This is a genomic window from Actinoplanes sp. DH11 (genome assembly GCF_020873875.1).
Lineage (GTDB): Bacteria > Actinomycetota > Actinomycetes > Mycobacteriales > Micromonosporaceae > Actinoplanes.
The window spans coordinates 153528-177762 of the sequence record NZ_JAHWGU010000020.1 but is presented as its reverse complement, the minus strand read 5'-3'; the positions used below and the strand labels follow the sequence as shown (position 1 = coordinate 177762).

The 24235-nt window shown below is 73.0% G+C and carries 21 protein-coding genes; 11 read left to right on the top strand and 10 right to left on the bottom strand.

Annotated features, from left to right (window positions below):
• Positions 1-304 precede the first annotated feature (304 nt).
• Positions 305-3130, bottom strand: a complete 2826-nt coding sequence (locus LPA41_RS27200; protein WP_229073731.1) for a LuxR C-terminal-related transcriptional regulator — start codon at positions 3128-3130, stop codon at positions 305-307.
• 327 nt (positions 3131-3457) lie between these two features.
• Between LPA41_RS27200 and LPA41_RS27195 the strand changes: the two genes are divergently transcribed.
• A complete protein-coding gene (locus tag LPA41_RS27195; RefSeq protein ID WP_229073730.1) occupies positions 3458-3820 on the top strand; it encodes a hypothetical protein in 363 nt (120 codons plus the stop codon).
• 6 nt (positions 3821-3826) lie between these two features.
• Here LPA41_RS27195 and LPA41_RS27190 read toward each other — a convergent pair whose 3' ends face one another.
• The 5 genes from LPA41_RS27190 to LPA41_RS27170 all read right to left on the bottom strand — a co-directional run bounded on the left by LPA41_RS27190 (position 3827) and on the right by LPA41_RS27170 (position 12754).
• Positions 3827-6538, bottom strand: coding sequence for a LuxR C-terminal-related transcriptional regulator (locus LPA41_RS27190; RefSeq protein WP_229073741.1), 2712 nt, complete (start codon positions 6536-6538; stop codon positions 3827-3829).
• 119 nt (positions 6539-6657) lie between these two features.
• A complete protein-coding gene (locus tag LPA41_RS27185) occupies positions 6658-8127 on the bottom strand; it encodes an alpha-amylase family glycosyl hydrolase (RefSeq protein ID WP_229073729.1) in 1470 nt (489 codons plus the stop codon).
• Positions 8124-10451 (bottom strand): hypothetical protein, encoded by a 2328-nt coding sequence (locus LPA41_RS27180; RefSeq protein WP_229073728.1) that lies wholly within the window; start codon positions 10449-10451, stop codon positions 8124-8126. Before LPA41_RS27180 ends, LPA41_RS27185 begins: the two co-directional genes overlap by 4 nt.
• Positions 10452-10472: 21 nt before the next feature.
• Positions 10473-12179: a SulP family inorganic anion transporter gene (locus LPA41_RS27175; RefSeq protein WP_229073727.1), complete on the bottom strand. Its 1707-nt coding sequence runs from the start codon at positions 12177-12179 to the stop codon at positions 10473-10475.
• An 83-nt stretch (positions 12180-12262) separates the two neighbouring features.
• Positions 12263-12754 (bottom strand): DUF1269 domain-containing protein, encoded by a 492-nt coding sequence (locus LPA41_RS27170; RefSeq protein WP_229073726.1) that lies wholly within the window; start codon positions 12752-12754, stop codon positions 12263-12265.
• A 223-nt stretch (positions 12755-12977) separates the two neighbouring features.
• Between LPA41_RS27170 and LPA41_RS27165 the strand changes: the two genes are divergently transcribed.
• From LPA41_RS27165 to LPA41_RS27135, 7 genes are all read left to right on the top strand, one after another.
• Positions 12978-13424, top strand: coding sequence for a hypothetical protein (locus LPA41_RS27165; protein WP_229073725.1), 447 nt, complete (start codon positions 12978-12980; stop codon positions 13422-13424).
• Positions 13408-14532: an AI-2E family transporter gene (locus tag LPA41_RS27160; protein ID WP_229073724.1), complete on the top strand. Its 1125-nt coding sequence runs from the start codon at positions 13408-13410 to the stop codon at positions 14530-14532. Before LPA41_RS27165 ends, LPA41_RS27160 begins: the two co-directional genes overlap by 17 nt.
• Positions 14529-14777, top strand: a complete 249-nt coding sequence (locus LPA41_RS27155) for a DUF1269 domain-containing protein (RefSeq protein WP_229073723.1) — start codon at positions 14529-14531, stop codon at positions 14775-14777. The genes LPA41_RS27160 and LPA41_RS27155 overlap by 4 nt, the downstream gene beginning before the upstream one ends.
• The gene (locus LPA41_RS27150; protein ID WP_229073722.1) at positions 14774-16171 is read left to right on the top strand and encodes a DUF2252 domain-containing protein; all 1398 of its coding nucleotides are present in this window, start codon (positions 14774-14776) and stop codon (positions 16169-16171) included. The genes LPA41_RS27155 and LPA41_RS27150 overlap by 4 nt, the downstream gene beginning before the upstream one ends.
• A gap of 226 nt (positions 16172-16397) precedes the next feature.
• The gene (locus LPA41_RS27145) at positions 16398-16592 is read left to right on the top strand and encodes a hypothetical protein (RefSeq protein WP_229073721.1); all 195 of its coding nucleotides are present in this window, start codon (positions 16398-16400) and stop codon (positions 16590-16592) included.
• On the top strand, positions 16585-17049 hold the full coding sequence (locus LPA41_RS27140; RefSeq protein WP_229073720.1) for a DUF6325 family protein: 465 nt from the start codon (positions 16585-16587) through the stop codon (positions 17047-17049). Before LPA41_RS27145 ends, LPA41_RS27140 begins: the two co-directional genes overlap by 8 nt.
• A gap of 5 nt (positions 17050-17054) precedes the next feature.
• Positions 17055-17339: an SHOCT domain-containing protein gene (locus LPA41_RS27135; protein WP_229073719.1), complete on the top strand. Its 285-nt coding sequence runs from the start codon at positions 17055-17057 to the stop codon at positions 17337-17339.
• A 124-nt stretch (positions 17340-17463) separates the two neighbouring features.
• Here LPA41_RS27135 and LPA41_RS27130 read toward each other — a convergent pair whose 3' ends face one another.
• From LPA41_RS27130 to LPA41_RS27115, 4 genes are all read right to left on the bottom strand, one after another.
• Positions 17464-17928, bottom strand: coding sequence for an RDD family protein (locus LPA41_RS27130; RefSeq protein WP_229073718.1), 465 nt, complete (start codon positions 17926-17928; stop codon positions 17464-17466).
• Positions 17925-18422 (bottom strand): hypothetical protein, encoded by a 498-nt coding sequence (locus LPA41_RS42530; RefSeq protein WP_304523799.1) that lies wholly within the window; start codon positions 18420-18422, stop codon positions 17925-17927. The genes LPA41_RS27130 and LPA41_RS42530 overlap by 4 nt, the downstream gene beginning before the upstream one ends.
• A gap of 13 nt (positions 18423-18435) precedes the next feature.
• On the bottom strand, positions 18436-18933 hold the full coding sequence (locus LPA41_RS27120) for a DUF6069 family protein (RefSeq protein ID WP_229073717.1): 498 nt from the start codon (positions 18931-18933) through the stop codon (positions 18436-18438).
• A gap of 94 nt (positions 18934-19027) precedes the next feature.
• A complete protein-coding gene (locus tag LPA41_RS27115) occupies positions 19028-19441 on the bottom strand; it encodes a cupin domain-containing protein (protein WP_229073716.1) in 414 nt (137 codons plus the stop codon).
• Positions 19442-19583: 142 nt separating this feature from the next.
• On the opposite strand from LPA41_RS27115, the gene LPA41_RS27110 reads away from it, so the two are divergent.
• The 3 genes from LPA41_RS27110 to LPA41_RS27100 all read left to right on the top strand — a co-directional run bounded on the left by LPA41_RS27110 (position 19584) and on the right by LPA41_RS27100 (position 24217).
• Entirely contained in the window at positions 19584-20846 is a 1263-nt protein-coding gene (locus LPA41_RS27110) for a histidinol-phosphate transaminase (RefSeq protein WP_229073715.1), read from the top strand.
• Positions 20847-20912: 66 nt separating this feature from the next.
• Positions 20913-23027 (top strand): ATP-binding protein, encoded by a 2115-nt coding sequence (locus LPA41_RS27105; protein ID WP_229073714.1) that lies wholly within the window; start codon positions 20913-20915, stop codon positions 23025-23027.
• Positions 23024-24217: a GAF domain-containing sensor histidine kinase gene (locus LPA41_RS27100; RefSeq protein ID WP_229073713.1), complete on the top strand. Its 1194-nt coding sequence runs from the start codon at positions 23024-23026 to the stop codon at positions 24215-24217. Before LPA41_RS27105 ends, LPA41_RS27100 begins: the two co-directional genes overlap by 4 nt.
• Positions 24218-24235: the final 18 nt, after the last annotated feature.

Below are 24235 nucleotides of genomic sequence, written 5' to 3'. Positions count from 1 at the left end.
GGGGCCTCCCGCAAAGCAGATAGATCTTCGTCGACTACCTGCCTACCGGAGGCCCCGTTCCTAATGCACCTACATCCACCGAACGAGTGTTGCCAACACCCCGAACCCCTTAACTACGCGGCCTTGGGTCATAGCGTCCTCCAAACTCCACAAACGAGTCCAGACCCAGGGCGTGACCGGGTCCGCGTCTACTTCGCGGCGGCAACAACCGACTGTCCGGCGGCAACCAGGCCTTCCGGCAACAACCGACTGTCCGGCGGCGACCGGGCCTTCCGGCGATGGCAGGGCCTTCCGGCGGGGCCGGTCAGAGCAGGCCCAGCTGCCGGGACAGCATGATCGCCTCGCGGCGGCGTCCGACGCCCAGTTTGCGGTAGATCGATCGCATGTGCGCCTTGACCGTGTTCACCGAGATCCCCAGGTTCTCGGCGATTTCCGCGGCGGTGAGGACCGTGGGCAGGTAGCGCAACACCTCGAGCTCCCGCTCGCTCAGCGGTCCGGCGCCCGCCGGCGCGCCGATCACCGGAAGCTCGCCGGTGATCTCGGCGAGCAGGCCGTCGTGCGCGGGGCCGCGGGCCTCGCCCAGCCACTGCTGCCGCTCGGCCAGGACCAGCAGGCGCGGGCTGGCGAACCGGCGGAACGGCTGCCGCAGCAGGTCCGGTTCGGCCAGGTCCAGGGCGCGGGACAGCGCCTCGCCCGCCCGCGTGCCGTGCCCCCGCGCGTCGGCCGCGAGCGCGGTGAGGATCCAGGCGCTGACGGCGGCGCTGCGGTCCGAGCCCTCCCGTACCCGCGCCAGCAACTGCTCGGCCGCCGCCTCAGCCCCGCCGGCGAGATCCCCCCCGGCACGATCGCCGCGGGCAAGGCCGCCAACGCCAAGGTCGCCGCGGGCACGATCACCGCCGGCAAGGCCGCCAACGCCAAGGTTGCCGCGGGCATGGTCGCCGCGGGCATGGTCGCCGCGGGCATGGTCGGCGCGGGCGCGATCCCCGCCTGCAAGGCCGCCGCCGGCGAGATGGGCGCGAGCAAGGCAGATCTGCTCGGCGGGGAGCAGCGCGGGACCGGCCGGGCCGCGGGTGTACCGCGCGACGACCGCGGCCGGCTCGCCCAGGGCCAGGTCGGCCTCGGCCGTGCCGAGCGCCAGCAGCCGGTCGAGCAGGGGCGCGGCGAGGTGCGGCCCGGCCTCCGCCGGGGCCCGGTGCAGCAGGGACCGGGCGGCGAGCGGCTCACCGTGGTCGAGCAGCAGCCGGGCCCGGACCAGCGACAGCATCACCGCCGGCACCGCTTCCGGGTCGTCGCCGACGGCGTGTTGCGCGCAGCGCAGCGACTCGTGCGCCGCGGCCTCGTGGCCTCGTTCGGCCTCGATCAGCGCCCGGGTGAGGTATCCGGGCGCGACCGCCGGCCGGGTTTCCGCGTCGATCCGGCGGGCCAGGTCGATCGCCGCCGTGGCGTGTTCCGCCGCGGTGCCCGGTGCGCCCTGCAGGAAGACCAGCAGGGACAGGTTGGCCAGCGCGCTGACCTCGACGAGCGGCACCCCGGCGGCGCGGGCGGCGGAGGCGGCCGCCCAGAGGAACCGTTCGGCGTGGTCGAGATCTCCGGTCCACAGCAGACCGGCGCCCTTGTGGCCGAGCATCAGGGCCCGGTATTGCAGGCGGGCCGGCACCAGCTCCCAGCGCAGCGTGGCCAGGTCGTCGAGGATCCGGGCGGCGACCGCGACGAGCCCCGGCATGTCACCCCGTGCGCGGATCACCACGCCGCACTCCAGGACGTCCAGGGCCAGGCCGATCACCTCGCGGTAGCCGGGGTCCCGGCCGGTCAGCAGCTTCCGGGCGCGGGCGATGTGCGACGGCACCGCGGCGGCGCCACCTTCGGCGTGCGCGCGAAGGGCCGCGCAGAACGCGAGTTCGGCACTTTCGCCGCAACGGTCCGCCGGGATCCGCCGCAGGAGGGCGAGGAGCTCCACCCGGTCGCCGGAGGTGGCGATCCGGAGTCCGCGGTCGACGACGAGCCGGGCCACGAACGCCCAGTCCCCGCCGGCCGCCGCGTGGTTAATCGCGGCGAGGCCGCTGCCGCTGGTGGCATGCCACTGCGCGGCCAGCAGGTGCAGCTGCGGCACCCGTTCCGGTTCGGTGACGGCGAGCCGGTGACGCAGGGCGGACCGGAACATCGGGTGGTAGCGGAACCACCGGCCCGTCCCGATCCGTTCGAGGAACAGGTTCGCGTGGGCCAGCTGTTCCAGGGTGCGTTCGCCGAATGGCCGGCCGGTGAGCGCCTCGGCCAGCTCGCCACAGATCCGGTCGGGCACGCAGGTCCGCAGCAGGAAGTCGCGCACCGCCGGTTGCTGGGCGTCCAGCACCTCCGCGACCAGGTAGTCCTCGACCGCGCCGGCGGCCGGATCGGCGAGTTCCAGCGGCAACCCGGCGGCCGGATCGGTGAGTTCCAGCCGCAACCCGGCGGCCCACCCCTCGGCACGGCGGACCCGGTCGGCCACCTCGGCCGCCGGCAGCTGCCGCCCGGCCGCCGCCAGCAGCTGGGCCGCCTCGTCCACCCGGAACGCGAGGTCCTCGGCGCCGATCTCGGTCAGCTCGCCGGCGGCGCGGAGCCGGTGCAGCGCGACGCCGGGTCCGGCCCGGCTGATCAGCACGAACCGCAGATTTTCGGGTGGCTTCTCCAGCAGCTCGGTGAGGCCGGCGAGCACCCCCGGATCGGTCAGTTCCTGCAGGTCGTCCAGGATCAGGACGGTCACCGCGGGCAGACCGGCAAGCCCGGTGAGCGGGCCGCGGCCGGCCGGGGCGTCGCCGGGGCGCGGCGCCGCCGCAGGCGGCCGGTCCGCGCCGGCGGTGCGCAGTGCCAGGGTCAGATCCGACCGGAGGACGGCCGGCTCGTTGTGCCGCTGCTCGCACGTCAGCCAGGCGACCGGCCCGGTGGCCGCGCGGCGCCCGGCCCACGAGGCGGCCAGGGCGGTCTTGCCCCAGCCCGGTCCGGCGCGGATCACCGTGACCGCCCGGCGCACGCCCGTGTCGAGGGACTCGGCCAGCCGGGGCCGCCACAGCGGGGCCCGCGGTGGGCGGGGTCCTGCGGTGCGGACCGGCGGGGACATCGGTTCCGGATGGGCGTTCCGTGCTGGTTCCAGCATGTAGCCACCACCCCCACAGCACGGCGCGGCCTCCGGCGCCCGTCTCGCGGAACGGCCGCCCTGCGTCGTGCCCAGATCGGCGAGGTCGCCCTCGTCCGCCGATGTCGCGCGCCGGCCGGCCGCCGGGGCATCATCGCACGGAGCGTCACTGTCCACTGCGGATACGCCGCCCGGCGATCCGTGAGTGACGTCGAGAGCCTTACGAAGAGTGAAGTGCCTGTGGACTCATCCTCGTTACCGAAGCACGTGGGCGACCGCCCGACAACCCCCAGTATTGGTCCGCGAGCTGAACGTGGTGGCCACCTGCAACTTGCACGGATGGGTGATGTGTCGCAAACCCAGACTGGTGCGAGACGGGGCAGCTCACACCGGGCCGAGGGCGCGATCGCCCTCTACCGCAAGGAGTTCTACGCGGTCTCCTCGGACGGCCTCGTCCTGGACCTCGACTACCAGGTCTGGGGCGGGGTGCACTTGGTCGTCGGCCTGACCACCGCGGCGACCGGAGCCGGCGTCCTGACCGGCCAGGCCTGGGCCCGGGTCGTCGGTATCGTCATCGCCGGCATCGCGGCAGTGGTGCACTTCTCCTTCCTGGCCGCCGCCCCGGTCTGGTCCTCGATCCTGATCAGCATGGACGTGCTCGTCATCTACGCGCTCGCCGCGCACGGCGGCGACGTCCGGCGCGGGTCCTGACCAGGGTCAGATCAGGTTCAGCGAACGGGCCCGCCGCACCGCCTCGTTGCGCCGCGACGCCGACAGTTTGCGCAGGATGCTGCGCACATGCGTCTTCACGGTGTTGACCGAGACGTAGAGCGAGGCGGCGATCTCCTCGGTCGGGAGCATGGCGGCCATCCCCCGCAGCACCTCGAACTCGCGCTTGCTCAGCGTCTCCACCAGCACGGGTTCGGCGAGCGTCGGCGCGACGGCGGGCGCGATCCCGGGCGGGGCGGCCGGCAAGCCGGCCCGGACGACCGGCCGCTCGTCGTCGCGCACGAACCGGCGGAGCCGGCCGCGGGTCTGGTGTACCGCGCGCCGCTGGCTCTCGGTCCCGGCCACCCGCAGCGACCGCCGCAACGCCTCCCGGGCGCCCGCGGCGTCCTCGGCCCGCGCCGCGAGCACGGCCAGCAGCAGCCACGCGTCCAGGGCGACCGGCGCCGGCACGCCCGCGGCATCGGCAACGGTACGGGCGACGTCGTACGCCACCCGCACGTCACCGCGGTGCAGCGCGAGGGCGGCCCGCACCACCTCGACGTCCGGCAGCGACTCGTCCGCGTACCGGTCCAGCAGCGTGGCCGCCTCGTCCGGGTGCCCGGTCGCGATCAGCAGCCGGGCCTGCGCCAGCCGCACCTCGCGTGTCAGCCAGCGCGGCGCCGGCCGGTCCGTGGCCTGCCCGGCGGCCCGCGTGGCGGAGCGCAGCGTGCTTATCGCGCCGCGCACGTCGCCGCGGGTGTGCAGCTGCCGGGCCCGGACGACGGCGTACCCGAGCCGCGCGGACGCGCCCGCCGCCGGGCCGCAGAGCGGCTGCGCCAGCCGCAGGTGCCGGTCGGCCGCCTCGAGGTCGTGACGTTCCAGCGCCGCCCAGGCCAGGGCCACCTCGGCGGCGCCCGGCCGGTCCGCACGGCCGTGCCCGGCGTCGGCGGCCAGCTCCAGCGCCTGCCGTGCGGCGGTCTCGGCCCCGGCCGGCCGCCCCAGGTACGCCTCCGCCAGCGCCAGCTGCTGCAGGCAGTCGATCCGGATCGTCTCGCACCCGGGCACGATTGTCGCGGCCGCGTCGGCCAGCGCGTCCACCGCCGCGTCGGCGGCGCCCGTACCGTTCAGGGCGGTGCCCTCCGCGCTGCGCAGCAGCAGCCGCAGCTCGGGGTGCCGCGCCACCTTCTCCGGCGGCGCCACGGCCAGGAAGGTCTCGGCCGCCCCGGCCAGCGCCGGAACCCGTTCCGGTTCGGGACCGCCGGCCAGCAGCAGGATCCGCACCAGGAAACCGGTCAGGGTGAGCCCGTCGCCGCAGGTGCTGCCGTGCACGCTGAGCAGCTGGCCGGCGTACCCGAGAAGCTCCGCCGCCCGGTCCGGCCGCCGGTCGCCGCACGCGATCGCGGCCCGGACCAGCACCACCTCCGGCAGTTCCAGGTGTTCCGGCATGCCGGCGAGGAGGCCGCCCAGCCGCCCCGCGCTGCCCTCGGTCAGCAGCCGGCCCACGGCGTAGTCCTCGATCACCATGGCCGCTGCGGACCCCCAGTCACCGGCCCGGGCGGCGTGGCCGACCGCTTCCACGAGCCGGCCCCGCTCGGACAGCCAGGTCGCGGCCCGGGTGTGCAGCAGCGGCACCAGGTCCGGCTCGGACCAGGCCAGCTGGGCCCGCAGCAGCTCGGCGAAGAGCCGGTGGTACCGGTACATCCCGGAGCCCTCGCCGACCGGCTGCACGAACGCGTTCTCCCGGGTCAGCGTGGCGAGCAGGCGGCTCGCGTCGGGGCAGCCGGTGACCACCGCCGCCAGTTCCGGGGTGAACGTGTCGAGCACGCTGGATTCCAGCAGGAAGCGCCGCATCTCGGGCGTCTGCAGCCGCAGCACCTCGCCGACGAAGTACTCGGCGATCGTCGACTCGCCCCCGGAGATCGTGCCGACCAGCCGGGCGGCGGCCGGGCTGCCCTGCAGGGCGCAGGCGCAGAGCCGGACGCCGGCCACCCAGCCCTCGGTGTGCTCGCACAGGGCCGCCAGGTCGGCGGCGCCCAGCTCGACGTCGTGCAGCCGCAGGAGTTCGGCGGTCTCGGCGGTGCTGAGCGCGAGGTCCGCGGTGCGCACCTCGCGCAGCTGCCCGGCCAGGCGGTACCGGTAGAGCGGCAGCGGCGGGTCCCACCGGCCGGCGAGCACCACCCGGAGCTGCCGCACGTGGTTGATCAGGTAGTCCAGCCCGGTGGCCCAGTCCCGGCCGGTCAGCTGGGAGACGCCGTCCAGGATCAACACGACCGGCGTGGGGTGCTCGTCGATCGCGGTGGCGAGCCGGCCGAGCGCCGCCCGTCCGGCCGCGCCGCCCGGTGCCCCGGGGACGGCCACGCCGGCGCGGCACAGGCCCTCGGTGACGTACGCCCAGAAGGCGGCCGGCCGCTCGTCACCGGCCTCCACGCTGATCCACGCGATCGGCCAGCCGGCCCCGGTCATCGCTGCCGCACCGGCGCCGGCGTGTGCGGGCTGCCCGCCGCCGCTGTTCGCCCAGGCGGCCAGCAGCTGCGTCTTGCCGCTGCCGGGCAGCCCGGTGACCAGGGTGACCGGGCCACGGACGCCCTCGGTCACCCGGGCCAGCAGCGCGGGACGGTCCACCATGGAGGGCGGCGCCGCGGGGATGGCGAACTTGGAGTCGAGCAGCGAACCGTCCAGGTCGAAACCGGATTCACCGGGCGATTCCGCGATCAGTTCCATGGACACGACGATTCCTCCCGAGAGCCCGACCCCGATCGATCTCCCGTACAGCCTCGTCCGGGTGACTCACCCCCCGCATCCTCCGGATCGGATAATCGCGACCCTCGGTACCCCGGTGATTACTGAACCGTGATGACGTGTGCTCCCCAGGCCGGCAGGTCGACGAAGAGGCCGTTCCCGACCAGGTCGGCACCGTCGCGTTCGAACACCCGGCCGTCGAGCAGGTTGGTCAGCCGCCACGCCCGGCCGGCCAGCGCCGGCCACGGCAGCTCGACCCGGCCCTGCGAGGCGTGCGCCCCGAAGTTGATCACCACGACGTGCCGGGGGACGTCGCCGTCGTACCAGGCCCAGGCCAGCACGTCGCGGTGCGTCGGGTTGTCCGGCCAGCCGAGACAGTCGAGCATCCGCCACTCACCCCGGCGCAGCGGCGCGGCGAGCGCCAGCAGCCGGTGGTAGAACTCGCGCAGCCCGAGATCGGCCGGCTCGTCGCGGTAACGCGCCAGGAACACCGGCAGCTGCGCCCGACGGCCGTCGAACTGCCCGTCGTGCCAGAGCACCGCGCCGGGCAGCGTGGCCACCGCGATCGCCGCGGCCCGGTCCCGGCCGCCCGGCATGGTGGCGGCGGCCCGCGGCTCGTCGTGGTTCTCCAGGAACCGGATCAGCCGGTCCTGGTAGTCCCGGCCGGCGGCCAGATGCTTGCGCACCGCGTCGGCGTCCTCGTGCGCCAGCCGGTCGTAGAGCCGCTTGTCGTAACAGAAGTCGAAGCCCTGCTGCTGCAGGGTCCACTCCATGTCCCAGTACGCCTCGGCGATCATCACCAGGTCCGGGTGCGCGGCCCGGACCGCCGCGAAGATCTCCGGCCAGAACTCCGTGTCCGGCGCCGGACCGGCGTACCGGCCCCAGGTGCGCGCGAAGATGTCGTTGGTGAACAGCATCGCCATGTCGCAGCGGACGCCGTCGCACTGCTCGCCGATGCCGATCAGGGCCGACGCGGTGGCCTCCCGCAGACCGGGGGCGAACGCGTTCAGCTGGGCCACGTCCGGCCAGGGCGGGAAGAACGGGTCGCGACCGTGCGCGATCACCCGCCCGCCGGTGGTGAACCAGCCCGCCGGGTCGGCCGCCAGATCCTCCGGCGTGCCCTGGATGTACCACTCCGGGTGCTCGACGGTTCCCGGATGGTCGGGGGCGGTGTGGTTGGGCACGTAGTCCAGCACCAGGCGCAGGCCACGCCGGCGCAGCTCGGCCCGCGCCGCCGCCAGGCCCTCGGGGCCGCCGAGCCGCTCGTCGACCCGGTAACGACGCACGCAGTACGGCGAGCCGACCACGTCCTCCGGCTGCAGATCCGGCAGCGCGTCCCGGAACGCCCGCCCCAGGTTCTCGTTCGCGTGGGCCAGCTCCAGGCCGGCCGGGCTGCGTTCCCAGACGCCCATCAGCCAGACCGCGTCCAGGCCCGGCGCGGCCACCTCGTCCCAGATCGCCGCCGGCACGTCGGCCAGGGTCACCGGGCGGCCGAGTCGCCGGCTCACCCCGGTCAGCCACGGCCAGGTGTCGATCTCGTAGACCACCGGAGCCGCCGGCCACCCGCTCATTTCCGCTCCTCCGTGTCCGTGCCGGGGAGCTGGTGCAGCATCCCCGCCATCCCCTGGTCCAGCAGGTCCGTCCCGGTCAGCCCGGCGAACACGTTGGGGTAGAGCGCGACCAGGCCGGTCCAGCCGGTCTGGTGCGCCGCGCCCAGACCCGCACCGTTGTCGCCGTGGAAGTACTCGGAGAACAGGATCAGGTCCCGCCAGTGCTCGGTGGCGAAGACCCTCTGGCCACCGTAACAGGGCCGTTCCCCGGAGGCGGTGGGCAGGAAGATCCGGGTCTGCCGCGCGGTCAGCTCCCGGGCCACCTCGAACAGGTCCATCGTGACGCCGGAATCAGTGGGGCACTCGACGGTGAGCGCGTCGCCGTACGCCTGATGCAGGTTGAGCAGCGCCCGGATCAGCAGGACGTTCGCCGGGAACCAGATCGGGCCGCGCCAGTTCGAGTTGCCGCCGAACATCGCGCTGTCCGACTCGGCCGGCCGGTAACGGACCTCGAAGCTCCGATCACCCACCCGGAGCGCGAACGGATGCTCGGCGTGGTGCCGGGAGAGCGAGCGGATGCCGTACGGGCTGAGGAACTCGTCCTCGTCCAGCAACCGGGACAGGATCCGCCGCAACCGGTCCTCGTCGAAGAGCGCGAGCATCTCCCCCCGGTCCCGTCCCCGGGTCAGCAGGTCGCGCACGCTCGGGTGCCGGGCCACGAAGTCCCGCATCCCGGCGACCAGCCCCGGGTGCCGGGCGGTCAGCGCCGGGTCGTGGACGGTGACCGCGGCCAGCGGCAGCAGCCCGACCAGCGAACGCACCCGCAGCCGCTGCGCGCTGCCGTCCGGCAGCCGGAGCAGGTCGTAGAAGAAGCCGTCCTCCTCGTCCCACATCGCCGCGCTGCCGGTCTCGTGGTTCACCGCCACCGCGATCCAGGCGAAGTGCTCGAAGTACGCCTGGGCCTGCTCGGCGTAGACCGGGTCCCGCTCGGACAGCTCCAGGGCGATCGTGAGCATGCTCTGGCAGTAGAGCGCCATCCACGCGGTGCCGTCCGCCTGGTCCAGGTGCCCGCCGGTGGGCAGCGGCGCGCTGCGGTCGAAGACGCCGATGTTGTCCAGGCCGAGGAAACCGCCCTGGAAGATGTTGTTGCCGTCGTGGTCCTTGCGGTTCACCCACCAGGTGAAGTTCTTCGCCAGCTTGTGGAACATCGCCTCCAGCCAGGCGTGGTCCCCGCGGCCGGTGCGGGCCTTCTCCATCTCGTGGACCAGGTGGGTGGCCCAGGCGTGCACCGGCGGGTTGACGTCGCTGAAGTTCCACTCGTACGCCGGGATCTGCCCGCTCGGGTGCAGGTAGCGGCGGCTGAGCAGCAGCTCCAGCTGCGCCTTGGCGAACCCGAGATCGACCAGGGCCAGGGCGACCGTGTGGAACGCCAGGTCCCAGGCCGCGAACCAGGGGTACTCCCAGGTGTCCGGCATCGAGATCACGTCGTGGCAGATCATGTGGAACCAGTCGCCGTTGCGCAGGTCCCGGGCCGCCAGCGGGTCGCGGCCGTGCTCGGTGAGCCAGCGTTCCACGTCGTAGCCGAAGTACTGCTTGCTCCAGTCCAGAGCATCCCGGCGATCGCCTGGCGGGCCACCTGCCGCTCGGCGTCGGGCAGCGCCGGCGCGAAGCACGCGGCGTAGAACTCGCCGGCCTCGGCGATCCGCGTGCCGAACAGGTCGTCGACCCGCTCGGCCGACAGCTCCGGCGCCGGGGCGTCGCCGAACCGCAGCCGGATCACCGCCGATCCGCCGGCCGGCAGGTCGAGAGCGATGTCGGCGGCCGCCTTCGTGCCGGTCCCGGCCGGGTTCACCGCCTCCTTCTCGCCGCCGACCACGTACCGGTGGAACGCGTCCTTGCGGTGTTCGCCGTCCGACAAGGTCGGCGTAGGGGAACTCCCGCTGCGGATACTTGTAGATCATCTTCTGGTACGAGTGCGTCGGCGTCGCGTCGACGTAGAACCAGTACTCCTTGGCGTCCTCGCCGTGGTTGCCCTCGGTGTTGGTCAGCCCGAAGAACCGTTCCTTGAGGATCGGGTCCCGGCCGTTCCACATCGCCAGGGCCAGGCAGACCGACTGCTCCTCGTCGCAGAACCCGGCGATGCCGTCCTCACCCCACCGGTACGCCCGGGACCGCGCGGCGTCGTGGCTCAGGAAGTTCCAGGCGTCACCGCCCGGGCTGTAGTCCTCCCGGACCGTCCCCCACTGCCGCTCGCTGAGGTACGGCCCCCATCGCCGCCAGGGCACGGTGGCGGTGTCCGCGTCGTGCAGGCGCCGTTGCTCAGCGCCGGGATCGGAGTTGGCCATGCCTCCACGGTCGCCCCGCCACTACGACGCGGGCTCCTCCGGGCGGGGTGAAATCGAGCGGTACGCCGCCACGGCCTCCTCGATCGTCGGGAAGAAGTGCGCCGGGTCGATGGTGCGGGTCAGCCCGTACCGCTCGATCTTGATCCGGACCTGGCTCTTCATCTCCGCGAACACCAGCGAGACGCCTGCCGCGTTCAGTTCCTCGTCCAGGTCTTCCAGCATGTCAGCGGCGGTGGTGTCGACGTCGGTGATCGGCTCGGCGGCGACCAGAATCCACCGGGGCGCCGGGTCCGCGTGGGCGAGGTGCCGCACCTCCTCGCGGAACGTGCGGGCGTTCGCGAAGATCAGCGGCGCGTCGAACCGGAACATCACCAGACCCGGGATCAGCACGGCGTCCGGGTACTCACGGACGTCGTGGTAACCGGCCACGCCCGCGGCCCGGCCGAGCACCGCCCGGTACGGCCACCACACCCGCCGGAACACGTTGAGCACCGAGAGCGTCACCGCGAACGCGATGCCGGGCAGCACGCCGAGCAGCGCGACACCGAGGAACGCGGCCATCGCCAGGCCGAACTCGATGCGCCGCTGCCGCCACAGCCGCCGCAGACCCGCCGGGTCGGCGAGCGACAGCGACGCCGCGATGACCACGGCCGCCAGCATCGGCTGCGGCAGGTTCCGCAGCAGGCCCGGCGCCAGCACCAGGAGCAGGGTGATCGCGCCGGCGCCGACCACGCCGGTGAGCTGGCTGCGGGCGCCGGCGGTGAACGCCACCGCGGTCCGCGAGCCGCTGGTGCTGACCGGGAAGCCCTGGAAGAAGCCGGCCGCGATGTTCGCCGCCCCGATGCCGATCATCTCCTGGTTGCCGCGCACTTCCTGGCCGGTGCGGTCGGCGAAGGCCGAGGCGGTGGAGATCGTGTCGGTCACCGAGACGAGCGTGATGCCGAGCGCGCCCACGGCCAGCAGGCCCAGATCGGACAGCGAGACCGCCGGCCAGGTCAGCGGCGGGAAGCCGCCCGGCAGCGGGCCCACCACGTCGACGCCGTCGTCGGCCAGGCCGAACGCCGCGACCGCGGCGATCCCGGCGAGCACCGCGACCAGGATGCCCGGCACCTTCGGCAGCCAGCGCTGCAGCAACAGGATGATCAGCAGGCCACCGGCCCCGACCGCCAGCGCCGCGGGCACGACCTCGCCGGACACCACACCCTCGACGAAGCCGGTCGCCTCGGCGATCAGACCCTCGCCCTCGGTGGAGAAGCCGAACAACTTCGGCAGCTGACTGACCAGGATGGTCAGCGCCAGGCCGTTGACGTAACCGAGCTGGGTGGGGTGCGACAGCAGGTCGGCGATGAAGCCCAGTTTCGCCGCACCGGCCACGGTCATCATCAGGCCGACCAGCAGACCCAGCATCGAGGCGAGCGCGACCGCCTTGGCCGGGTCGCCGTCCGCCGCGACGATCGGCAGGATCACCGCGGCGATCATCGGGCCGAGCGAGGAGTCCGGGCCGAGGACCAGCACCCGGGACGGGCCGAAGACCGCGTAGCCGAGCAGGCAGAGGATCGACGTGTAGAGACCGGTGATCGCCGGCAGGCCGGCCAGTTCGGCGTACGCCATGCCCTGCGGCACCAGCAGCGTGGTCAGCACGATGCCGGCCACCACGTCCTTCGGCAACCAGGCCGGCCGGTACGTGGCGATCACGCGCAACCCCGGAACCCGATCTGCCACTGCCATCCCTACTCCTCACCGCGCACCACGGGACAGCGCAGGGACGCCGCCCGTGAGCTGCCGGGCGGCGTCCGAACGCGAGCGGAACGTTACTTCTGGGTGCCGTGCAGAGCTTCCTGCAGCTCGGCCTCGGCCTCCTTGGACAGCGAGGACTTGATCACGGTCCCGCCGAACTTGCTCAGCGCCTCCACCGCCTTGTCCGGGGTGACCGCCTCGACGACCAGGAACAACGCGGACGTGCCCGGCTGCAGCTCGCCGCGGATCCGGTCCTGGAAGTCCTTGCTGATCGCGTTCTTGGTGAGCTTGCCGGTGAGCGCGCCCAGGCCGGCACCGATCGCCATGCCCAGCACCGGGACGAAGAACAGCATGCCGAAGAGCAGGCCCCAGAACATCCCCCAGGTGGTGCCGCCGCCCACCGGACTGTGGTTGGTCGTCACGTGGAACTTGCCCTCGCGATCCCGGATGATGACGGCGATCGCGTCCGGCTGGATGATCATGTCCTTGGCCAGGCGGCCGGCTTCCAGCGACGCCGCCGTCGCCGTGGTCTCGTCGGGATACCCGATGGCGACCAGTGTTGCCATGACGTTCTCCTCTCGTGCTGTGCCGCGGCGCGGCACGGCGTCCGGAGTCAGTCAGCCACGAACGGCATCGGCTGCCCTCATTCCCCGCGGATGAGTTCCGCCGCCGCCGCCGGGCGCCGGGCACGTCCCGGCCCCGGTTCATTCGCCACGGATGGCGTGCCCGGCGCGGCGCCGGACCACCATCGGGCTCATCCGCACTTCCTCTGGCGTCAGGAGATGGAGCATGACGGACACAGAGCCCCGACGGTCGTACGAGGACCCGGCGTACACACCCGCCGGACGAGCTCAGCCCTCCGGCTGGGTGGGGATGGTGGTGTTCGCCGGGGTCATGCTGCTGATGCTCGGCGGCTTCCAGATCGTGGAAGGCCTCGTTGCGATCTTCCGCGACGACTTCTACGTGACCACCGCGGCGGGCCTGGTCATCCCGATGGACTTCACCGCCTGGGGCTGGACCCACCTGGCCATCGGCCTGATCACGCTGGGCGCCGGTTTCGGCATCCTCTCCGGGCAGATGTGGGCCCGCGTGACAGGCATCGTCGTCGCCGTGTTCAGCGCGCTGGCGAACCTGGCCTTCCTGCCCGCGTACCCCTTCTGGTCCACCATCATGATCGCCCTGGACGTGCTGGTCATCTACGCGCTGACCGTGCACGGCCGTGAGGTCCGGCAGTGATCCTCGCCCGGCCGGGACCGTACTGGACGGCGGCCCCGGCCGGTCGGGGCCCACCGGACTTCCCCGCGGCGTGGTCGTCCTGCTCGGGACGGCCGGCGCCGTGGTCACGATCGCCGGGATGCGCGGGGTCGCCGACCTGATCGGGCCGATTTTCCTGGCGCTGATGCTCGCCGTCACGGTGAGCCCGCTGACCTCGGGGCTGCGCCGGCACGGCACGCCGGTCTGGCTGGCGACGACGGCTACCGTCACTGTGGTCTACCTGGTGCTCCTCGCCATCGGCGGCGCGCTGGCCGTCTCGGTGGCCCGCCTGGTCGACATGCTCCCGCAGTACCGGGAACAGTTCGCCACCCTGCGCGACCAGCTGGTCAGCGGGCTCGGTGGCCTCGGGATCAGCGTGCCGCAACTGCGCGACGCGGTGGCCGGCGCCGACCCGGGCAACGTGATCCAGCTCGTCGAGTCCCTCGTCGGCGGTCTCGCCGGCCTGCTGTCGAACACCGTCTTCCTGCTCGCCGTGCTGCTCTTCATGTGCCTGGACACGGTGGGCTTCCCGGCCCGGCTGCGATCCACGACGGCGGAGCGGCCGCAGGTGGTCGGGGCGCTCCGGTCGTTCGCCCAGGGCACCCGCCGCTATCTGCTGGTGTCGACGGTCTTCGGGCTGATCGTGGCGGTCGTCGACACCGGGCTGCTCTGGGCGCTGGGCGTGCCGCTGCCGGTGCTGTGGGGACTGCTCGCGTTCATCACCAACTACATCCCGAACATCGGCTTCGTGATCGGGCTGGTCCCGCCCGCCCTGCTGGCTCTGCTCGAGGGCGGCACCGACCTGATGCTGACCGTGATCGCGCTCTACTGCGTGGTCAACTTCGTCATCCAGTCGGTCATCCAACCGAAGATCGTCGGCGACGCGGTAGGCCTCTCCGCCACCGTCTCGTTCCTCTCCCTCGTCTTCTGGGCGTGGGTGCTGGGCGCGCTCGGCGCCCTGCTGGCGATCCCGCTCACCCTCTTCGCCAAGGGCCTGCTGATCGACATCGACCCGTCCACCCGGTGGATCAACACCCTGCTGTCCGGCGGCCCGCCGCCACCACCCGAACCTCCGAGGAGCACGTCATGACCACGTTCACGGTGTGGAAGTTCGACGAACCAGGCCGCGCGGAGCAGATGTCCCGGATCCTGCACGACGCCGCCCGCGACGGCCTCGTGAAGATCGGCGGCGTGCTCGGGGCCGGCATCGGCGCGCTGGACGAGAGCCTGCAGGGCACCGGCATCGGCCGCGCCGAACTGGAACGCATCCGCACGCAGATCACCGAGGGCGAGGTGGAGATCCTCAACCAGACGTTCGGGGATCACACCCGATGACACGTACCCTCGGGCCCCGCGACCCCGCCGCCCGCGCGGCGGCGGGCCGGGCCGCCCGCGAGGTCGTGCCCGTGGACGCGCACGCCGGCTTCGAGCCGCCGGCCGGCCGGGCCGACCCGATCGACGTGCTCACCGCGGAGGAGGCGGACCGTCTTCCCGAGCTCCTGCCGATCCGGCACGCCCGGATGGCGGTCTCGCCGCTGACGTTCCTGCGCGGCTCGGCCGGGGTGATGGCCGCCGACCTGGCCGCCGCGCCGCACACCGGGCTGATCACCCAGCTCTGCGGCGACGCGCACCTCTACAACTTCGGGGTGTACGCGTCCCCCGAGCGCCGTCTCGTCTTCGACCTCAACGACTTCGACGAGACCTGCCGCGGCCCGTTCGAGTGGGACCTGAAACGGCTGGTCGTCAGCATCGCGCTGGCCGGCCGGGCGAACGGCTTCCGGCGCAAGGAGCGGGCCTTCGCGGTCCGGTTCGCGGCCCGGCGCTACCGGGAGGCGATGGCCGCTTTCGCGGCGATGGGCGAACTGGAACTGTGGTACACCCGCGCCGACGTCGACGAGCTCCGCGAGCAGTTCGGCGACCAGCTCGGCAAGAGCCGGCTGACCAGGCTCGCCAAGGCCGGCGCCAAGGCACGGACCCGCACCAGCCTGCAGGCCTACCGGAAGCTGACCTCCGTGGTCGACGGGGAACGCCGGATCGTCGCCGACCCGCCGCTGCTGGTCCCGGTGCAGGACCTGGTCCCGGACGTGGCCCGCAAACAGCTGGAAAGCCAGATCCTCGGCCTCCTCGACGGTTTCCGGGAAAGCCTGCCCGAGGACCGCCGGCAGCTGCTGGACCGGTTCGAGTTCCTCGACCTGGCCCGCAAGGTGGTCGGCGTGGGCAGCGTCGGCACCCGCTGCTGGATCGTGCTGCTGCGCGGCCGCGACGACGCGGACCCGCTGCTCCTGCAGGTGAAGGAGGCCGGCCGGTCGGTGCTGGCCGGCGACGAGCCGGCCGAGGGGCCCGAGGGGCGGCGGGTGGTCGTCGGGCAGCGGCTCATGCAGGCGGCCAGCGACATCTTCCTCGGCTGGCACACCGTGCCCGGCTTCGACGGCCGGACCCGCGACTTCTACGTGCGCCAGCTGCGTGACTGGAAAGGCGGCGCGGTGGTCGAGGAGATGGACCCGGTGGGGATGCGCGTCTACGGCGGGCTCTGCGCGTGGACCCTGGCCCGGGCGCACGCCCGCACCGGCGACCGGATCGCGATCGCCGGTTACCTCGGGTCCGGCGAGAAGTTCGACCGGGCCCTCGCCGAGTACGCCGAGCTCTACGCCGACCAGGCCGAACGCGACCATGCCGCGTTCGCCGCGGCGATCGAGGACGGCCGGCTGAGCAGCCGGGCGGGCATCTGACCCGCCGGGCCGATGCTCGCCGGGCCGCGGGGCGGCCGAGGGGGACGCCGCACCCGGAACGGATGAATCGGCCGGGTGCGGCCCCGGATCGACGGCCCGGCTCATCCGCGCCGGGTGAGGCCGGTCCGGCCGCCGGTCCCGCACGCTGAGGCAACGGCATCGCCGGCGCGCCCGGGACCGGCCGCGTCCTGACCGCACGACGACCTGACGATCCCGGAGGGAAGCGATGAGCAGGAGAACGAGGACGAGACAACGGGCGGTGGCCGCGTACGGCGTACTGCGCGGCCGGCCGCCACGCCCCGACTACGGCGTCCTGGTGGTGCTGCCGCTGGTGGCGGCCGCCGGTGGCGCGCTGATCGGACTGAGCCTGGAGAACGCGGTGCAGCGCCGCGGGCACACCCCTGGAGGGATCGATGGCTGACGAACTGCTGGAGATGGGACCGATCGACTACATGTGCGTGGAGTTCCCGGACGGGAGCCTGCGAGGTGACGCCTTCCCCCTGCTGCTGGACCTGGTGGACCGGCACCTGATCCGGGTGCTGGACATCGCGTTCGTCCGGAAGAACCACGACGGCACGGTGACCGCGATCGAAGGGCGGGACCTGGACTTCGCCGAGCTGGGCGCGTTCCATGGCGCGGCCTCCGGCATGCTCGGCGGCGACGACCTGCGCGAGGCCGGCGCGGCGCTGACCGCCGGGTCGGCGGCGGTGCTGCTGGTCTACGAGAACACCTGGGCGGCCCCGCTCGCCGTCACCCTGCGGCGCAACGGTGCGCAACTGGTGGCCGGCGGCCGGATCCCGGTGCAGGCCATGCTCGCGGCCCTGGACGAGACCGACGCGGCGTTCGCGCCCGAGGTCTCCCGACTCGGCGGGCGGTGATCACGATGCCCGGACTTCTGCGTGGCGTGGCCCGCACCGCGGTGATCGCCGGCACGGCGACAGCCGTCTCCAACCGCGTCTCCCGCCGGCAGGCCGGCCGCTGGTCCCGGCAGGCCGAGGAGCAGGAGGCGCCGCAACAGCAGCAGCAGTACGCACCGCCGCCCGCCGAACCGGCGGCCGACCCGATGACCGCGAAGATCGAGCAGCTCCAGAAGCTCGGTGAGCTGAAGGAACAGGGTGTCCTGACCGACGCCGAGTTCGAGGCGCAGAAAGCCCGCATCCTGCGCTGACCGCGCCATCCCGCGCCGGCCGCCGCGACACACGGCGGCCGGCGCGCTGCGTGTCCCGGCCGGTTCCGGGAGGCAGGCTTCGCTGGCCGGATCCGGGGCCGGCTTCGGGAGGCCGGCTTCGGGGCTATCCCGGCACCCGCACCACCACGGTCCCGGCCACCTTGTCGTGCACCGCCTGGCGCCGCCGGTCCACGATCAGCCACAGGGCACCGACCGGGAAGTACGCGAGCAGCACGCCCCGGACCAGCGCGGCCGGCCAGCGCACCGGCCGGCCGTCGGCCCGGACCACACGCAGCCCGAGCACCGCCATGCCCGGGGTGCGCCCGGCGAGCAGCCAGAACGACGCACAGTAGATCGCCATCACCGACGGCAGGCCGAGCAGGTAGGGCGAGACGACGAGATCGCGGATCTCCCGCGCGTCCACGCCGGCCACCGACGCGATCATCACGAGGACCATGCCGGTGGCGCCGGACAGCAGGACGACGAGGAACGCGTCGGCCGCGTACGCCATCGCCCGGCTGACCAGCCCGCCGTAACCGCCCGGTGCCGCGCCGGTCTCGCGCAGCACCGCGGAGCCGGGCCTGGTCATGTCGCTCCGGAGGCACCATCCCGGCGGGTCATCCGCAGGGTGAGCCGCTCCACCGCCGCGTCACCGGCCGCCGCACCGCCGCGCACCCGGCCGACCATCTCGCCGACCACGGTGTCCCGCTGCTCGCGGACCAGCGCCCGGACCCGTTCCGGCTCGTCCGCCAGCATCCGCAGCACCCGGTCCACCTGAACCTCGACGACCCGGTTCACCAGCGGGGACGCGGCGATCGTGGTCATCGCGGCGTCCACCGCCCGGCCCACCCGGTCCTGGCCCCGCCGGCGTTCCGCCGTGCCGTGCCGGGTCAGCGCGCCGAGCCGGTCCCGCAGTTCGTCCACCCGCCGCTGCACTGCCTGGCCCGGTGTGGCGGCGGACCGGAGCCGGTCCAGCGGGTCGGCGGCCCGGAGCCGATCCACCACCTCGGCGGTGTTCTCCCCCGCGCGGATCGCGGCACCGAGCGCCAGATCACCGAATCGCAGCAGTCCCGGCATGCTCATCACGCGCTCCTTCTCAGCGGTACTGCTGGGGATAGACGCCCGGCGCCGATCGGGGCGGCAGCACGATCGTCGCGGACCGCGCCACCCCGGCGATCAGCGAGCCGATGGCCACGCCCAGCACGAGGTTGAGCCCGGCCGTGTAGATCCGGGCGGCCAGGCCGGCGTCGGTGGCGAACGGCCCGAGCATCGCCACCACCGTGCTGAGCCCCACCACCCAGCCGAAGAACCGCATCGGCCGCGGCGTGGTGATGATCAGCGCGTGGACCAGCCCGGTGGCGAGGATCGCGGCGAGGGCGGCGCCGAAGGCGTACCAGCCGGTACTGGCGTCGCCCCAGGTGCCCTCGCCCTTCGGGGCCAGCACGTCGATGCCGAAGACGCCGCGGCCCAGGATGATGCCGACGACGGCGATCAGGGCCGCGACCGCGGCGGTCGCGGCGCCGCCGGACCAGAGCTTGCCGCCGTTCACCGCGGGGCGCGGCGTCGGGTCGAGCGGTGCGTTCATACCGGTCATGCCGTCCTCCGGAAGGTCGGGGCTGCCAGCACCGAGCCTGGTTCCGGAGGCACGCCCGCGCCTCATCCGGCGTGGATGAAACGGCGGCCCGGGATCAGCAGGCCGGTGCCGGCGAGTCGACGGCGAGCGGCCGGCCCTGTGGCGTGGCGTAGACCGCGTCGAGCACCACCGGTTTGCTGCCCCGGTTCTCGCCGAGGTGCGCGCGGCCGTCGTCCGGGTCCTCCATCAGGCTCTCGCCGACGGCGTACCGGCGTACCGTCACGCAGTCCGACATCCGGTGGGTGAGCGTGCCGCGCTGCACGCTGGCCAGGACAAGTCCCGGATGCCGGTGCCAGCCGGTGCTGCCACCGGGCCGGATGGTGATCTCCCGGAGGACGTAATCGGTGTCGTCCACCGTCCACTGCCCGACCACCTTGGCACTGACGCCGTGACCCGGCGTGGCCCGGGCCGGTTGACCGGACGAGAACAGGATCACCACTGCCAGCCCGATACCGATGATTCCCCGCATGTCCACCCCTCTCGTTGCCGTCTGTCCTTTCACCGGGGTCAACGAGCGGGATGATCGTCGGGCGCTCCCGCGAACACCCGCGGTGAACGATTCCGCATCCGGCTCCGTACTGGGTGGCGGCAACGTCACCGAGGAGGCCAGCGTGGCACGGACCGGAATCGACACGTCGATCCTGCACAAGGGAGCGCACAGCGCGTCCTATTTCGACCTCGCGCGGGCCGCCGGTGAGGGCGCCGAGATCGTCGACTTCTGCATCCCGTGCAACCCGTACTTCCCCACCCCGGAGATGTTCGACGAGCTCAGCCGGGACCTGAAGAGCATCCTCAAGTACTACCCGAGCGACGCGGCCACCATCACGAAGAAACTGGCGAGCGTGCTCAACCTGCACCCGCAGACGGTCGCGATGGCGAACGGCTCCACCGAGCTGATCACCTGGATCGACCATCTGCTGGTCAAGGAGAGCCTGGCCATCCCGATCCCGACGTTCGGCCGGTGGACCGACCAGCCCCTGGAGACCGGCAAGCGGGTGGACATGTTCCCGCTGCAGGAACGCGACGGCTTCCGGCTCGACCTGGAGGAGTACGTCGAGTTCATCCGGGAGCGCAAGTCCCGGGTCGCGGTGATCTGCAACGTGAACAACCCGGACGGCAACTACCTGCCGCGCCGGGACGTGATCCGGTTCATGGACGCGCTCAGCGACCTGGACCTGGTGGTGGTCGACGAGTCGTTCATCGACTTCTCCGACGCCGAGCGGTACCCCTCGGTGGGCCCGGACGCGGTGATCCGCCCGAACGCGGTGGTGCTGAAGAGCCTCGGCAAGAACTTCGGCCTGCACGGCATCCGCTTCGGATATCTGCTGGCCAACCCGGCCATCGCCGGGAAGATCGCCAAGACGCTGCCGAAATGGAACCTGAACTCCCTCGCGGAGAAGGTCGTGCACATGATCTCCGACCACGAGATGGAGTACGAGGAGAGCCTGCGCCTGCTCAGCCGGGACCGTCGCGCGATGGCCCGCGAACTGAGCCGCATCCCGGGCCTGACCGTGTTCCCCTCGCAGGGCAACTTCTTCCTGGTGAAGCTGCCCGCCGAGTGGTCCGGTGTGGCGCTGCGTGACTTCCTGGTCGCCAACCACGGCATCATGACCCGCGAGTGCGGCAACAAGCTCGGCATGACCAGCCAGTTCATGCGTCTCGTGGTCCGGCAGACCGACGATGTGGACCGGCTGGTCGACGGGATGATGGATTACGGGCAGCGGTTCCACACCCGGCCCGCCTACGACACCGACCCGCTGGAGTCGAGCAGCCGGCGGTGGGCCGAGTCGGCCTACGACGAGCAGCCGGACAACCTGATCCCGTACCCGGGTCACCGCACCACCGAGTACACCGCCCGGCGCGCCGCCGGCTGACCCTCAGATCGCCCCGGTCCACGCCGATGGGATCCCTGGACGAGTCGGTTCTCCAAGGGGCGGGGCATGACCCACCGCAGATCGCTGGCGCACACCGGTCTCTGGGCGGTGGCGTACACGGCTGCGACGGTCGCCGGCCGCGCCACCGTCATGGACGACGCCAATCTCAGCCTCGTCTGGCCCGCCGCCGGCATCGCGGTGCTCTGGTTCAGCCGGCAGCGGCGGTCCCCGCTGTTCTGGCTCGACGTCACCGCGCTCGCCGTGATCACCGTCGTGGTGAACACCGCGACCCGGGCAACCCCGGCGCTGGCCGTCGTCTACGTGGCCGCCAATCTCGCCCAGGCCATGACGTTCGTACACCTGATCCGCCGGTGGCGCCCGGGCCTCTGGGGCGCCGGTGGCAGTGGGCAGTTGCGCAGCCCGCCGGATCTGTGGGCGCTGCTGGCCGCGGCGTTCGCTGCCACGGCGGTCGGCGCGGCGGTCGGCCCGACGACGGTCTGGCTGATGACCGGGGAGTACTCGTGGGCGAGCACCTCGGTGTGGCTGTCCCGCAACACGGCGAGCATCCTGCTGGTCGGCGCGGCCGGTTTCGTGGTCGGCCCGCTGCTCTCCCGCGGCGACGCCGGCTGGCGGGCCGCTGCCCGGCAGATCGGCACGGCCCGCCGCCGGACCGTCGCCGAGTACGTCGCCCTGGTCGCCTGCTCGACCGGCGCCTACCTGGCCGGTTTCGCCTACAGCCACGGGTTGCCGCTGGCGTTCCTGCTGATCGGGGTCACGGTGTGGGCCGGGGCCCGGCTGTGCACCTCGTTCGTGGCGCTGCACAACCTGACCGCCGGCGTCATCGTGGTGCTGTTCACCCTGCACGGGACCGGGCCGTTCGCCGAGATCGGGAACCTGGCGACCCGGGCGGTCGTCGCGCAGCTGTTCGTCACGCTCACCGCCGTCATCGGCCTCTCCCTGGCCCTCGGACGCGACGAGCGGGCCGCCCTGCTGGCCGAGCTCGCCGCCGACAAGGCGGAACTGGCGGCGCAGCGGGAGCAGGCGTCGCAGCGCGCCGAGCTGCTCCGGGCGATCATCGACTCGACCGCGGACGGCCTCGCGGTCCTCGACCCGACCGGCCGGGTGACACTGCGCAACCCGGCCGCCATCCGGCTGCTCGGCGGGCAGGTCACCCCGCCCGGCGAGCCGATCCGGGCGGCCCACTACGGCTTCTGCCACCTGGACGGCACGCCGCTGACGGACGCCGAGATGCCGCACGCCCGGGCGCTGGCCGGCGAGGACCTCAAGGACGAGGATTTCCTGATCCGCAACCCGGGCGTGCCCGAGGGCCGGGTGCTGAGCGTCCGGGCGACCACCCTGCTGGACGGGGCCGGCGAGCGCAGCGCGGTCGTGCTCTTCCACGACGTGACGGCCGAGCGGCGGCACCGCGACGAGCTCACCAACTTCGCCGGGGTGGTGGCGCACGACCTGCTCAACCCGGTCACCACGATCGAAGGTTTCAGTGACTTCGCCGGCGAGGCGCTCGCCGCGCTGCCGGACGGGCCGGAGGTCGCGGAGGCGCGGGACGGCCTGGCAAGGGTGCATCGGGCGGCCGTGCGGATGCGGCTGCTGATCGACGGGCTGCTCGCCTACACGACGGCCCGGGACGCGACGGTGGCGACCGTGCCGGTGAACCTGGGCCAGCTGGTCACCGAGGTGACGGTGGCGCGGCTGGACGCGGCGATCGCGGCGGGGCGGCCGGTGCCCCGGTTCATCGTGGGCGACCTGCCACCGGTACGGGCCGACCCGATGCTGATCCGGCAGCTGCTGGACAACCTGATCGGCAACGCGGTCAAGTACATCGCACCCGACGTGACGCCGGAGCTCACCGTCACCGCGGAACCCGCCGACGACCTGGTCCGGATCCGGATCGCGGACAACGGCATCGGCATACCGGCCGGGCAGCACGAGGCGATCTTCGGCAACTTCCACCGGGCGCACGGGACCGCGAAGTACGCCGGGACCGGTCTCGGACTGGCGATCTGCAAGCGGATCGTGGAACGGCACGGCGGGACGATCGAGGCCGCGGACAACCCGGCCGGCGGCTCGGTCTTCACGTTCACGCTGCCGCCCGTACCCGGATCCCCTCAGGTCGCCCGTGCCCGGGCCGAAGAGCAGTCGTGGACGGAGCCACGCCGATGAGTGAAGAGACCGACGAGCAGACCCGACTGGCAGCGGTCCGGTCGTACCAGGTGCTCGACCGCCCCCGCCCGGTCGTCCTGGACGACCTCACCCGGCTCGCCGCCGGCATGTTCGGCACGCCGATGGCCGCGGTGTCGCTCGTCGACCTGGACCGGCAGTGGTTCGCCGGCCGGGTCGGCCTGGCCGACGCGCAGACCCCCCTCGAGGTGTCGTTCTGCGCCCACGTCGTGCCGGCCCGCTCACCGCTGATCGTGCCGGACGCCACTGTGGACCCGCGCTTCGCGGACTACGCCAACGTCACCGGCGCGCCGAACATCCGGTTCTACGCCGGCGCCCCGGTGATCGACGAGGACGGGTACGTGCTGGGCGCCATGTGCGTCATCGACGACCGGCCGCACCAGATCAGCGACCGCCAGGTGGGCCAGCTCGTCACGTTCGCCGGGCAGGCCGCCGGGCACCTGACGGCGATGCGCAACCGGCTGCGGATGGCCGACCTCGGCGACGAGCTGGCCCGGTCCGCGCAGCGGGAGGACGACCTGGTCGCCTCGATCACCCACGAGTTGCGCACCCCGGTCGCGAACATCCAGGGCTACCTGGAGATCCTCGGCGACCAGGAGGACCTGGCGCCGTACCGTTCGCTCGTCGAGCCGATCCACCGCAACGGGCAGCGCCTGGTGGAGATGGTCGATCACCTCCTGGCCGGCACCCGGCCGCAGCGGGCACCGATGCCCGTGCCGTCCGGGGTGATCGACCTGAACACCGTGGTCACGGCGGCGCTGGCGGCCTGCAGGTCACGGATCGTCCAGCGCGGCGGCCCGGTCGACGTGGCGGCGTACGAGCCGGTGCCGGTCCGCGCCGACCTGGCCCGGCTCGCCCAGGCGGTCGAGGAACTGCTGCGCAACGCCCTCGCGTTCACGCCGCCGGACCAGCCGATCATGATCCGGGTGGAGTCCCTGCCGCAGCCTGCCATCGCGGTCCTGGACGGCGGGATCGGCATCCCGGCCGGCGAGCTGCCACTGGTCTTCGACAGGTTCTTCCGCGGCCGGCACGCCCGCGATCAGGCGGTGCCCGGCGTGGGCCTGGGACTCACCATCGCCCGCAACATCGTGCGCGCGCACCGCGGGGAACTGACCGTCATGAACACTCCGGACGGCGTCACCGCCCGGATCTGCCTGCCCGGCGCTCGCTGAGGACCGGCGTGCACCGTT